The 13,462-nt window shown below is 47.1% G+C and carries 10 protein-coding genes; 1 reads left to right on the top strand and 9 read right to left on the bottom strand.

The window, feature by feature from the left end; translation table 11 throughout:
* Positions 1 to 33 precede the first annotated feature (33 nt).
* The 9 genes from QP860_RS04695 to QP860_RS04655 form a co-directional block, all read right to left on the bottom strand.
* The gene (locus tag QP860_RS04695) at positions 34 to 768 is read right to left on the bottom strand and encodes a helix-turn-helix transcriptional regulator (RefSeq protein WP_070620505.1); all 735 of its coding nucleotides are present in this window, start codon (positions 766 to 768) and stop codon (positions 34 to 36) included.
* Between the two features lie 162 nt (positions 769 to 930).
* Entirely contained in the window at positions 931 to 1,458 is a 528-nt protein-coding gene (locus QP860_RS04690; protein ID WP_070620502.1) for a hypothetical protein, read from the bottom strand.
* A gap of 191 nt (positions 1,459 to 1,649) precedes the next feature.
* Positions 1,650 to 2,978 carry a GntP family permease gene (locus QP860_RS04685; RefSeq protein WP_070620499.1) on the bottom strand — a complete coding sequence of 443 codons (1,329 nt, stop codon included), beginning with the start codon at positions 2,976 to 2,978 and terminating at the stop codon, positions 1,650 to 1,652.
* 333 nt (positions 2,979 to 3,311) lie between these two features.
* Positions 3,312 to 5,726 carry a flavocytochrome c gene (locus QP860_RS04680; protein WP_070620497.1) on the bottom strand — a complete coding sequence of 805 codons (2,415 nt, stop codon included), beginning with the start codon at positions 5,724 to 5,726 and terminating at the stop codon, positions 3,312 to 3,314.
* 14 nt (positions 5,727 to 5,740) lie between these two features.
* A complete protein-coding gene (locus QP860_RS04675) occupies positions 5,741 to 6,352 on the bottom strand; it encodes an NADPH-dependent FMN reductase (RefSeq protein ID WP_070620494.1) in 612 nt (203 codons plus the stop codon).
* A 339-nt stretch (positions 6,353 to 6,691) separates the two neighbouring features.
* The gene (locus QP860_RS04670) at positions 6,692 to 7,912 is read right to left on the bottom strand and encodes a dicarboxylate/amino acid:cation symporter (protein WP_070620490.1); all 1,221 of its coding nucleotides are present in this window, start codon (positions 7,910 to 7,912) and stop codon (positions 6,692 to 6,694) included.
* 103 nt (positions 7,913 to 8,015) lie between these two features.
* Entirely contained in the window at positions 8,016 to 8,960 is a 945-nt protein-coding gene (locus QP860_RS04665; RefSeq protein WP_070620487.1) for an L-threonine 3-dehydrogenase, read from the bottom strand.
* A gap of 9 nt (positions 8,961 to 8,969) precedes the next feature.
* A complete protein-coding gene (locus QP860_RS04660; protein ID WP_070620485.1) occupies positions 8,970 to 10,160 on the bottom strand; it encodes a glycine C-acetyltransferase in 1,191 nt (396 codons plus the stop codon).
* Between the two features lie 390 nt (positions 10,161 to 10,550).
* Positions 10,551 to 11,690: a glycerate kinase gene (locus QP860_RS04655; protein ID WP_284912263.1), complete on the bottom strand. Its 1,140-nt coding sequence runs from the start codon at positions 11,688 to 11,690 to the stop codon at positions 10,551 to 10,553.
* A 94-nt stretch (positions 11,691 to 11,784) separates the two neighbouring features.
* Here QP860_RS04655 and QP860_RS04650 point away from each other — a divergent pair, with 94 nt between their 5' ends.
* The gene (locus tag QP860_RS04650; RefSeq protein ID WP_284912262.1) at positions 11,785 to 13,086 is read left to right on the top strand and encodes a GntP family permease; all 1,302 of its coding nucleotides are present in this window, start codon (positions 11,785 to 11,787) and stop codon (positions 13,084 to 13,086) included.
* The last annotated feature ends 376 nt before the right edge of the window (positions 13,087 to 13,462 follow it).

Raw genomic sequence — 13,462 nt, 5'->3', positions numbered from 1 at the left:
ATTGAGAAAGCATTCACATTGCATGCTGTGACCTTATTGTGTACTTTTGTGACCTTGTTTGCGGTAGTGGCTTGGTGAACAGCCGACTTTTTGCTTGAAGATCCGGCTAAAGTACTGGCCATTCTTATAACCAATCAGGCTAGCCACTTCCGCAATGGACAGTTTAGAGAAGCAGAGGAGCTGCTTGGCTTCATTTAGACGCTTATCTTGAAGATAGTGGGAAGGTGACTGCCCCATCTCCTCTCGAAAGCACCGCGCTAAATACTCCCGGCTAGTGAATAGGTGCTCAGCTAGTCCCTGGATGCTAATGTCTTGGCTGTAGTAGCGGTCGATAAAGTTAACCGCCGCTTCTACTAAAGGAGAGAGCTCCCCTCCCTTGATCTGACGCAGATCAGAGCGAGCATATTCCATGGCCATCTCATCATGGAGGCGGATCAAGTCCTCTTCCTCGCTGGCTTTTTCAATGATAATGGCAAATTTCTCGGTGAGGTGATGAGACAAGGCAGCGTCAAGGCCTGCCCGCTCAGCTTCAAGAGCCATCATAGAATTATGGGAGAGCATGAGATTCTTGAGCGAACGTAAAGAAGACCCCTGGACCCGGTCTAAGAGACCTAAACGGCGATTATAAAAGAGCGGCCGCATCTCCTTGAGCAAGACTTTGAGCTGGTCTTGGTCAGCCTGGTGAATCGCTTCAAAGAAAAGTTCCCGCAGCCGGTGGGTCTTACGGATAAAGGCATCCTCTGCTAGTAAATATTGGTCTTTAGTCATGCTTACGCCTCCTTCACCTGTGAAGTATAAAACAAAAAGTCACAAAATGGAATGTTGACCCCTCCAATTACTGACCTATCTGCCCTCTTCTTGCTCCTTCTCAGCTTATATTAGACACAAAAAAAAGCCACCCCAAATACATTAGGAGCAGCTCACTAATACTTAAATATAATCTTCAAGGCAGCTAACTAAGAACAAAACGAAAGCAGTAAGCAAGGCCCATAAGCCAACTTGAAACTTCTTACTACTTGCACCCACCTTTGGAAGCTCAGGATGGTCTACTTCGGCTTCTATTTTCGGAAGCTTAGCTTGCTTAGGACTCGGGAGGGGGTCTTCCTCCTGGTCTTCCTGATCAAGTGCTCGCGACCAGATCACTGACCGCCGTGGCACAAGTGGGGCCTTGTCCGGTTGGGCTAATTCCAAATCGTCGCTTGGCTCGCTAGCTGGTGGCTCTGCTGTGGGTGCTTCAGGTGCCTGAGTGGGAGGCAGGTCATCTTCCTGGCTCTCCTCCTCTTGGGGAACGAAGCCCACCTCTTCTTCCATAGAGGGTCGGTCCATTTCTAAGCTTGGAAAATCTTCCGGCCGTCCTTGGTCAGCCGCTTGGTCTTCCACTTCCTCTGCAAATACCGTGGGCAAAGCTGTTAATAGGACCAAAAAGCCGCTTACTAGCGCTCGTTTTATCGCAGACATCCTGTCACTCCCTTTCATGATCCTACTATAGCAAAGTCACTTTAACAGCAGGTAAAGACGGCTTGACAATTTTATTAATAAAAGGCTTTCTTTGTTACCAAACTATCATTTATGAGATATAGCTGTTAAAAAAGCAGGGATTCTCCCAGTTACTGAGAAAATCCCTGCTTGGATATAGGCTATTTTGCTTATTAATAGAGCACACCAGCTAGAATCAAGGTCACAATTAAGGCCAAGAGGAAGCCCCCGTTGCTGACAATGAAAGCTTGCTTGAAGCCATGCTTGAAATCTAAACCTGAGATACTATTGAAGGCAATGACCGCCCCAGATTGGGGAACAACAGTCAGCACGCCCCCACCGATAACAACTACCCGGTGGATTACAGCTGCTGGAATCCCCATTTCTAAATAAGGTTGGGCAAATTGGGAAACTACTGTACCGATTGCACCGGAAGCAGCCATTACCCCAGATAGGAGGGCCGTAATGACACCCAGGGTCACTAAGGCAGGTCCTGGCATATTGACCAAGGCCTCTTGGACCACCGCAAAAGTTGGTGCACTGGTCAAGACAGCCCCAAAAGCAACCGCTGAAGCGGCCCCAAAGGAGGAACCGACTGCCCCAGATGCCCCTTTGTTGAGGACATCCTTTTGGTCTGGCAGATACTTGCGGAAGAGGAAGGCGCAGCAGAGGATGGCTACTGTTAAGGCAATTAAGATAATATTAGGCACCTTACTGAAAACCAGGATAAGGACAATCAGGAGAAGAAGGGGCAGGATACTTACCATAAAGCCTGGCTTCTCTTGGTCAGTCACCGCCTCTTGGTCTTCTTTTGGAACTGGCTTACCATCGAGGTAGCTGTAGAAGTTTTCCCCTTTCTTTATGCTCTTATCTAATTCGTGTTTCATATACCAGAGCCCAAATATCAGGATCGTAATGGTCGCTGCAATCCCTAAGAGTGGAGCAGCTGTCAGAGTCGTGCCGAGTTCTGTTGTGGGGATGGCATTCTGAACAGAAGGTGTCCCCGGGATCATTGACATGGTATAGGTCCCCGCCCCGAGGAAGAGAGGGATAGAGACCAATTCCCAGTTAATATCTAACTTCTTAAAGATAGGCCGGGCTAGAGGGATCAGCGTGAAGAAGACCACGAAGATTGAAATCCCACCGAAAGTTAGGACACTACCGATAATTGTTAAAGCGATAAGAACGCGGAAGGGGCTATCCGTCCCAATCTTCTCTAAGAGGACTTCCGCAATCCGCTGGGTGGCTCCAGAACGGTCCATGTATTGGCCGAGCATGGCCCCCAGTAAAAAGATAGCAAAATTCTTAATCAAGAAGCCTGCTAGACCTGCCATATAGGAATTTTCTGACCCTGTTAAGGCCTCAAAGAAGTTCATCTGATTGCAGACGATTACGATGATAGCTGCTAGAGGGGCAGCGACCACAATATTGAGTCCCTTAAAGGAGAGGTAAATAATTGCCATTATGGCTAAGGCCAGGCCTAAAATACCAACGATTTCCATTATTCATCTTCCTTCTATTGTTTGAAATGTTATCAGTGCTAAGAAAATACCAGCAAGCCGGTTGAAGACCGGCCCCTGCTGGTTTCTTGGGTGGAGTTGGGTTCGCAGAGGCAGAAGCTTCTCCACTTCACACGATCGAAACGTGCAAGCAGAGCTTGCCCTTTTTCGTTCGTGCTCCAGTGGTAAGCTTCTGACCGCCTCTGCTCACACCCTTTATAGTCGGGTTCGTCTTGGCAACTTTCATGTCACTTCACAAGTCTCCGGCGCAGTCTTGCAGACTACTCTGGCGACTTGCTCCAGTGAATGAAAGTTAACCGCCAAGCCTCACACCCTTTAGTCTGCTGCGTTTTCTCCGGCGAGTTTGCCGAAGACGAAGATGTCGGCGAGGGCATTGCCGCCTAGGCGGTTACCGGCGTGGACGCCACCTGCAACTTCCCCTGCAGCATAGAGGCCTTGGATGGCTTGTCCTTCTGTGTTGAGGACGCGCGTTTGAGCATCAATCTTAAGCCCGCCCATGGTATGGTGGGTTGCGGGGCTTCTTGGGGTAGCATAGAATGGTGGCACAATGACTTTATGGTTGAAGGCACCTTTTTGGAATTCTTCATCATAGCCTTGGTCCACATAGGAGTTGTAGTCTTCAATCGTCTTCACGAAGACTTCAGGATCGATGTCTAGTTGCTTAGCCAGGTCTTCTAAGGTATCCGCCTTGAAGCAGGCGCCTTTCTTAACATCATTAGCCAATTGTTCATCAGTTGAGTTGAAACGTGTTTTGGCAATCTCAGCATCCGAGATATTATAGATCACGCCACCTTGGTCAAAGAGCGCCTTAGCTAGAACGTCACGGGAGGCATATTCGTCAACGAAGCGTTTCCCTTCTTTATTCACGAAGATAAAGTCTGATGGTGGGCAGTCGATCCCGCTGAAGATATTACCTGTGATAGGGTCAGCTGACGGCATTAATTGAACGAAGCCCATGCCAACAACATCTGCGCCGACTTCTTGCCCCATTTCAATTCCATCACCCGTTAAGGCTGGTGAGTTGGTGGTTGGGATGCTTTCTGGTAGGTTGCCCCAGTAGTTATCATACTTCTTAATCATTTCGATATTGGCACCGAAGCCACCTGTAGCAATGACAACCCCCTTATTCACATGGATCGTAACTTTTTGGTCATAGCGGCCTGTCGCTTGAATCCCAACGATCTTACCGTCTTCTACGATGAAACGGTCAGCCTTGGTGTCGGTCATAATTTCGCCACCATGTTCTTCGATATAAGTGGTCAATGGATCAATATATCCGAAGCCTTCAGAGGCTTGAGGTTCGCGAGCCCGACGCCAGAGTGCGCCAACAGGTTCGGCTACCATATGTTCGTCAAAAGAAACACCTTTCTCTTTGAGCCAGTCAATGGTTGGCAGGGCATTCTTCGTCAGATAGTGGATCAATTCGATATCGGAATGGATTTCATTACCGTCTAGGTCCATCCGTTTCCCGCCGATATAGGTTTGAATCGTGTGAAGGTGAATGGAGTCAAAGAGATAGCTCTTACCTTCATCAAGATCCTTGAAGTATTGGTCGAGTTCTTCTTTGAGAGCGCGGAAATCTTCCCGGTATTCTTCTGCAATCTCCTCTTCAGGAGTGTTATAGATCTTCTCTAGGGTAGCACGTTCGCCGTGGATCGCCTTGAATTGATGTTGCCATTCAGGGTCGGCTGCATTAATTTGCCCCCCTGTCCGGACCGTATTCCCACCGATAACAGGGAATTTCTCAAGAACTAAGGCAGAGGCTCCCTTGTCTAAGGCAGCTACTGCTGCTGCTAAGCCAGCCCCACCAGAACCGATAACCGCTACATCCACTGTTTTTTCAATCGGATCAAGTTGCATGCTTTCGCTCACTTTAGGGCGTTTTTTCAAGATTTCTGGGTCAGAGCCGGCTTGGTAAACCGCATCCGCTACCCCATCAACCACGCCGTTAGAGGTCACTGAGGCCCCGGATACGACGTCCACATTCAAGGTTTGCCCATCGATAATTTCTTCTGGTAGACGAGTGAAGACCAGGTCAGCAATCCCTTCTGTTTCGCCTTCCGTATCGATATCAATGGCTTCAATCCGGTCCTCTGAGAAGGTCACCACCATAGGCAAGTCGCCGTTATGGCCCACTGCGGAAACATGGTAGTCCCCTGGCTTGAAGCTCACTTCTTCGGGTTGATTTAAGATCTCAGCCACTTCAGTGAAACGTTTGAACTTACGGAAGCAGGATGACAAGAATTGAACCGTGCGTTTGTCTTTTAATTTTCCGTCTTCATCGAAGGCTTCGTGAGCCCGTCCCAGTAAGAATTCATTCCCTGGCATAACAATCGCATTTACCCCAGGTGCATCTAAGATCTGGCGGAGGTGCAATTGCGAACGCGAAGACCCTTGCACGCTGTAGGAAGCCCCGACGATCATAACAGGCTTGCCATCTAGGGGATGGATCTTATAGGACAACCATTCAATCACACTCTTCAAGGCTGAAGGAATGGAGTGGTTATGCTCAGGGGTTGCAATAATGACCCCATCTGCCGCTTCAATCTTCTCTTTGAGTTCTTGGATAGGCGCGGCATCGGTCTGGTCCTTGGTCTCATTAAACATGGGCACCCGGTCGATATCCAAGACCTCGATCGTATCTTCTTCATAGTAGTCGGCCATGAATTCGAGCAACATCCGGTTATAGGAGAACTCGGCATTGGTCCCGACAATTCCAACAAATTTCATTGCTTATCTCCTCCCTAGTCTACAATATCTTTCCAAGAAAAGCTTTCTTTCTTAGCCCGACGTGTCTTCTGTTCACTCGTTAACTTCTGGGTAATATCCACAAAGTGTAGGAATTCTTCGAAGACATCTTCTAATTCTGTCACTTTGTCTTCATACACTAGCTTCCCTTCACTGTCAAAAGCATCCCCAGAACGTCCCAGCAAGAATTCTGAACTAGGCATCACGCGTGCTTGGATTTCTGGTGCATCCAGGATTTGGCGCAGGTGAGCTTGGGCACGGGAAGAACCGAGCGAGCCGAGAGAAGCACCGGTAATCATAACAGGCTTATCAATTAAGGGTTGGACACTGTAAGAGAACCATTCTAATACGCTCTTCAAGGCTGCGGTAATCGAGTGGTCATATTCTGGTGTTGAAATAATCACCCCGTCTGCTGCCTCAATCTTATCCGCTAAGTCTTGGATAGGAGCAGGTGCTGTCTTATCCTTAGGTTCGTTAAAGGCAGGACAGTCGGCAATTTCTAGAACTTCAATCTCAGCTTGGTCGCTGAAATGCTTGGCCATAAACTGTAACAACTTTCGATTCGTGGACCGGTCGGAATTGGTCCCTACAATCGCTGCAAGCTTCATTCGAATAACCTCCATTTTTTAGTCATAGATTCACCTTCAGATTACCATTAATAGACCCCTATGTGAAAAGTTAAGCAATAATTAAGGGAGCCCTTTTCTCTTCGTTTTCTCATTCCCCTAGCTTAAACTCCTGCTAATTCTCACTTCTTGGGTAAAATCTTTCATAATGATTCCCTATAGCCATACAAAAAGTTTGTGAAAAGGCTAATATCAAAGTTTTGGGTTTCTGAGCAGGCTATGATGAAATTTTAATTTGTTTGAATAAGCTTATAGCTTTTAATATACAACATTTGTATTTAAAAAGAGGCTAGCAGTCATACTACTAACCTCAAAAGTCTGTCAGTCCTCTACGCTAGTTGGTGTGGACTTTATTTTCTGGCTGTGAATGCGATCAACGATAACTGCGATCGCATTATCTCCCGATACGTTAGCTGCTGTCCCGAAGCTATCTTGTGTAATATAAAGTGAGATCATCAATTGTTGCATAGTATCTGAAACAATGCCAACCATTGGTAGGAAGGGCAGGGCTGACATAATTGCTCCACCTGGTGCACCTGGCGCTGCGACCATAGCTACTCCTAGCATCATGATAAAGCCAAGAATCATAGTAAATGGATGTGGCATATCATACATCAACAAGAGGGTCATCGAACAGCAAGTGATTGTAATCATTGATCCCGCTAAATGAATCGTCGCACAAAGTGGAACAACAAAATTTCGGATATCTTCAGAAACACCGTTGTTTTTTGCTGCCTCCACATTAACAGGGATTGTAGCCGCAGATGACTGGGTCCCGACAGCTGTCACATAACCTGGTATCTGGTTTTTAATAAGGGTGAGTGGATTTTTTCCTGCATACAAACCAGCAACTACAAATATAGCACTCACATATAATAAATGGAGAACTAAGACAACGATAAAGACTTTCCAGAAGACATTAAGGATAGTGAAAACGGAGCCTGAATAGGATAAGTTAGCGAAATTTCCAAAGATATAAAGCGGAAGTAGCGGAATAATCACTTTGGCCAAAACTTGCATGATAATGTCGCCAAAGTCACTAAATCCCTCATAAAGTACCTGTCCACGTCCTTTAGTTTTTAACCAAGAGATACCTAAGCCAATCATAAAGGCAAAGATAATAGCACCAGTCACATCAAAAAATGGTTCCAAAGGGATTTCAAAGATAGGTGTTAGCCCCTCACCAGCATCTGTTAATTTTTGTACTAAATCTGAAGTAATAAAATAGGGAAAGATCGTAATCGAAACAAGATAGGCTAAGCTTCCAGCTATAAGCGTCGAGCCATAAGAAATTAAAGCCGTTAGTCCCAATAATTTCCCTGCTCCTTCACTTAAATCGGCAATGCCTTTAATCACTAAACCTAAAATCATAAAAGGAATGATGAAATTTAAAAAACTTGAGAAGATGGCTGAAAAAGTCACAAAAGCACGTAAGGCCCATTCTGGCACAAAATTTAGTTGACCGAAAATTACCCCCAATACAATAGCAATCAACAGTTTTGGAACGAGTCCTAATTTTCTTTTTTTGTTTTGCTCAGTCATAAGTTTTCCTCCAACTTTTATAGAAAGCGTTTACATAAAACTTTATAAATCAAGGGAATGGGCAAAGGCTCATCCCCTCATCACTACTTCCCAGTCTAGACGACTACTTCACTGATAATTTTTCCAACATGTCTTTGGTCATTGCTGCTAGGTCATAGTCTGGACTAAAGCCCCACTCCTCTTTAGCAGCACTCACATCTAAGGCATTGGGCCAACTTTCAGCAATACCCTGTCGACCGGGATCGACCTGATAATCTATCTTGAAGTCAGGAATATGTTTTCTAATTTCTGCTGCAATTTCCTCTGGTTCAAAACTCATCGCACTGACATTAAAGGCATTGCGATGAACTAAGTTCTCAGCAGGTGCTTCCATTAATTTAATGATACAGTTAATGGCATCCGGCATGTACATCATGTCCATGTAGGTGCCTTTGTCAATAAAGCTAGTATAAGACTTATTCTTAAGGGCTTCATAGAAAATTTCCACTGCATAGTCTGTGGTTCCCCCACCTGGCAGAGCCTCATAACTAATCAAACCAGGGAAACGGACCCCACGTGTGTCGACACCGAACTTCGTGAAATAATAATCACAGAGAATTTCCCCGCTCACCTTTGTCACGCCATACATCGTTGTTGGTCTTTGCAAGGTGTCCTGGGGCGTTTGGTCCTTTGGTGTTTCTGGTCCAAACGACCCAATGGAGCTAGGAGTAAAGAAGTGTAGGTCATATTGACGGGCCACTTCTAAGGCATTGACTAAGCCTCCCATATTTAATTCCCAAGCCAAGTTGGGCTTTTCTTCTGCGACTGCAGATAGCAGTGCTGCTAAATGAATCAGAGAATCAATCTCATATTTCTCAACCAGAGCACCCATTGCTTCACGATCCATAACATCAAGTTCTTCAAAATATCCCTCTTGGCAAACTGGCGACTGGTCATCACGGCGAATATCACTTGCTAATACATTATCTATCCCATAGACTTCACGTAGCCTTAACGTTAAGGCTGTTCCAATTTGACCCAAGGCACCTGTAATCAGTATTTTTTTCATAGTAACCTCCTAAATGACACCAAGTTCTTTACCAACTTTTTCGTATATCTTTAATACTTGATCGAGTTCTTCTTTGGTATGAGCTGCGGTTGGCATGTTACGAACCCGCCCCGTCCCCCGTGGAACAGTTGGGAAGACGATCGATTTGGCATAGACACCTTCTTGGATTAAAGCAGAGGAGAACTTCTGCGTTAATTTCTCTTCTCCAATAATACATGGGGTGATAGGAGTCTCTGAATGACCAATATCGAAGCCCAAATCCTTCAAACCTTGCTTGAGGTAATTACCGTTATCCCAAAGTTTTTCTACTGCTTCATTAGACTCTGTCATGATATCAAAAGCTTTGATACAGGCATTTGCTGCAGAAGGGGTGAGTGAGGTTGAGAAGAGGAAAGGCCGTGCCCTGACCTTAAGCCAATCAATAAGATCCTTAGTTCCTGCTACATAACCTCCGACAACACCAATAGCTTTAGATAAGGTCCCAATTTGAAAATCAATCCGGTCTTCCAAGCCAAAGTGTTTTACTGTCCCATGACCGTCGCCTGTCACGCCTGAACCATGGGCATCATCGACATAAGTAATTAGATCGAATTCTTCAGCAATCTCTATACTTTCATCTAACTTAGCAATATCACCATCCATAGAGAATACACCATCTGTAATATACATAATCTTATCGTATTGTCCACTTTCCACAGCTTCTTTGGCCTTAGCTCGTAAGTCTTCCATATCTTGGTGTTTCACACGAATGATCTTGGCACCCGATAAGCGACAGCCATCAATGATGGATGCATGGTTTAATTCATCAGACAAAATAGCATCTTGCTTACCCATAACAGCAGAAATCGCTCCCATATTACAATTAAAGCCTGACTGGAAGGCAATCGCTGCTTCAGTTCCTTTAAAGGAAGCAATTCTTTTTTCTAATTGATTATGGATAGTTTGAGTACCATTAATTGTTCGAACGGCACCAGCCCCCACTCCATATTGCTCGGTCGCCTCAATAGCTGCTTGTTTTAAACGGTCATCATTAGCGAAACCTAGATAATTATTTGAAGACATATTAATTAAAGACTTCCCATTAATCTGAATCTCGGCACCATTAGGACCTTGGACTGTATCAATTTCGTTGTATAGTCCCTTTGCCCTTAAATCTTGTAAATTCTCTTCAAGAAAATTTTCTAATATTTTACTTGTCATAAGACGACCAACCTTTCTATAAAAGCGCTTACATTTATGTTTTCGATACTAGTATACCAAGCTTTAACTAATATTCAATTTTATTCATAGCTATAACTAATAAAAAATAGAGACATAACGGGGAATGTGAATGAGAAAACAAATTCAAATTATCATAATTGTAAGCAGTTACTATAGCTACTTGTACTTATTTATGTGAAAATAATAAAGAAGTGCCAGCATTTGATTACTTTGAGAAATTATTAACAGAACAAATATTGTATTTCAATAAAATTATATCGCTGTCAACCGATATAAAGAGAACACCTATATTTTGACAGCACTATCTCATGAATTTATTTCTCTTTTCATTAGTCTCGAATCCTTATTGGACTTACAGTCCAAAATTGACTAGCGCATAGTGAGCAAGCGCATAATGTTTTCACAAGTTCTTTCAAGATTTCTCCCAGTCTCGGTTAAGGCAGTCTCCAGAGAACTTGGCTCTCGGCCAATAGCAAAGAGCGCCTGGACACCTTCATCGTAGAGGGCCTGCGCCCCTGGTCCGATTCGGCCAGCTAGGGCAATCACTGGGACGCCAGCCGCCCGTCCGATCTGAGCCACGCCCTGGGGTGTCTTACCGAAGACACTTTGACCATCTAAGGAGCCTTCGCCCGTCAAGAGATAGTCGGCATCTTGGCAATGATAGGCGAGCTGGCTTTCGGCAATGACTAGGTCAATACCGGACTGGATCTGGGCGCCAAGAAAGGCCTTTAAGCCAGCTCCCAAGCCCCCAGCGGCGCCGCCTCCTGGGTAGTGGGCCATGTCCCAGTCGAGGCTCAAGTCTCTCATCGCACAGACAGCGAGCTGGTTCAGATGGCGGTCAAGGGCTGCTACCATGGCAGGGTCTGCCCCCTTCTGCGGACCAAAAATCGCCGCTGCCCCCTGGTCCCCCACTAAGGGATTGGTCACATCGGAAGCGACCAGAATTTCCGTATGCTTGAGCCGGGGATCCAGCTGACTGAGGTCAATCTGAGCAAGATCGGCTAAAGCCCCGCCACCCCATCCAATCGACTGCCCCTGGTCATCGAGGAAGCGGCCACCAAGGGCCATGGCCATCCCCACGCCAGCATCATTGGTCGCGCTACCGCCAATCCCTAAGATAATTTTACGACAGCCTGCATCCAGCGCTACTTGAATCAATTCACCCGTGCCATAAGTTGTTGTGTGCCAGGGATTGCGTTCAGCTCGCCCTAACAGTTCCAAACCTGAAGCGGCTGCCATTTCAATTACAGCTGTCTCCCCGTCCGCCAGACGCCCCCATGCTGCCTGGACTTTTTGCCTAGCTTGGGGGCCAGTTACCCAGGACCTCTCCAAGCTCCCTCCGCGGGCCGCTAAGAGAGCCTGAACCGTTCCTTCACCCCCATCCGCCATGGGGAGGGCCTGGATTTTTGCTTCTGGGCAGGCGCGATGAATTCCAGCTGCCATCGCCTGACAGACTTCTTGGGCTGTTAAGGCCTCCTTAAAGGAATCAGGTGCGAGAATAATTTTCATATCATTACCTCCTATAGTCAGTCTATGGTATCCTAATTATAAAAGCCCTTACATTATATTTCGAGTCCTAAGCCCTAGATTGGAGGCCTATACCATGTTTATTTCTAGTTTTGGCGCCTTAGCTGCCCTCCTTATCGCTCTCTTGCTCATCCTCAAAAAACTCCCTGCCCCCTATGCCCTCATGGTCGGTGCCTTAGTTGGTGCCCTCTTAGGGGGTGCTAGTCTGAGCCAGGCTATAACAACAATGGTCGATGGTGCTTCCTCCATGATGAGCGCCATCCTCCGTATCCTAGCCTCGGGTGTCCTGGTGGGCTGTCTCGTTCAGACCGGCTCTGCCCATCGCATTGCTCAGGCTATTGTCAAAGGCCTCGGGCAAAAACGTGCGCTAGCTGCCCTAATCCTCGCTAGCCTCTTAATTTGTAGCATCGGCGTTTTCATTGACATCACTGTGATTACTGTCGCCCCCATTGCCTTAGCCATCTGCCAGCAGAGCCAGATCAGCAGAGAAGCCACCCTCCTCGCCATGATCGGCGGGGGCAAGGCCGGAAACCTCATCTCCCCCAACCCTAACACCTTGGCTGTTGCGGCTAGCTTCGATGTGGACCTTAGCCGGCTCATCCTACAAAATCTCATTCCTGCCCTAGTAGCTGGCCTAGTAACCCTCCTCTTAGCTCAAAGCCTCAACCGCAAGCGCGAAAAGTCAAGTCTTCCCACTGAGCAAGCTTCTAAGCCAGAAGCCACCGCTAAACAGGTAGGACAGACCTCTGAAAACCCTAATAGCGACCAAAGTCCGACCTTACTGGCTGCCCTCCTCGGCCCCCTCACAGTGGTGGTTTTATTGGCCCTGCGCCCCTTGGCCGGTTTCAGCATTGATCCGATCCTTGCCCTGCCCCTAGGTGGACTGGTCACTTTATTGGCCTGCCGACAAGGTCAACAGCTTATCAGCTACTGTCAATTTGGTCTGGACCAAGTCAAAGACGTTTGCTTGCTCTTGATTGGGACTGGGACCGTCGCTGGCATTATCACCGCTTCCCAGCTCCAAAGCGATCTCAGTCAGCTCCTCCAATACCTCCAATTGCCAGCCTTTCTCCTCGCCCCCTTATCTGGTCTCTTCATGGGAGCCGCTACAGCCTCAACCACGGCAGGGGCCAGCATCGCCAGCCAAAGCTTTGCTCCTAGTCTGATTGCCGCTCAAGTTTCTCCTCTGCCAGCCGGTGCTATGCTCCATGCTGGGGCTACCGTCTTGGACTCTCTCCCCCACGGTTCTTTCTTCCATGCGACAGCCGGTAGTGTCCATCTGAACTTCCGCCAACGAATGACCCTCATCCGCTACGAAGCTACTATCGGAGCCAGCGCCACTCTACTTGCCATCCTAGCCTATCTCATAACCACTTAGGGTGTGAGGGAGCACGGCTAGAAGTGGACCTCTGGAGCAAAGAGCCATAGAAGGCTGCAAGCCTTCGAAGAATCTTTGTGAAGAGGAGCCACTTCTGCGCGACCGAACCCGACTATAGGGTGCGAGAGGATGCGGGAGAAAGGGACCTCTGGAGTAAAAGGCTAGAGAAGGCTGGAGGCCTCCGACAGCCTTTTGCGAAGAGGAGCCCTTTCTGCATCCTCGAACCCGACTATAGGGTGCGAGAGAATGCGGGAGAAAGGGACCTCTGGAGTAAAAGGCTAGAGAAGGCTGGAGGCCTTCGACAGCCTTTTGCGAAGAGGAGCCCTTTCTGCATCCTCGAACCCGACTATAGGGTGCGAGAGAATGCGGGAGAAAG

The organism is Aerococcus sp. UMB1112A, assembly GCF_030230715.1.
Classification (GTDB): Bacteria; Bacillota; Bacilli; order Lactobacillales; family Aerococcaceae; genus Aerococcus.
Note: the sequence above shows the minus strand (reverse complement) of the source record. Positions and strands in the feature narration are given on the sequence as shown.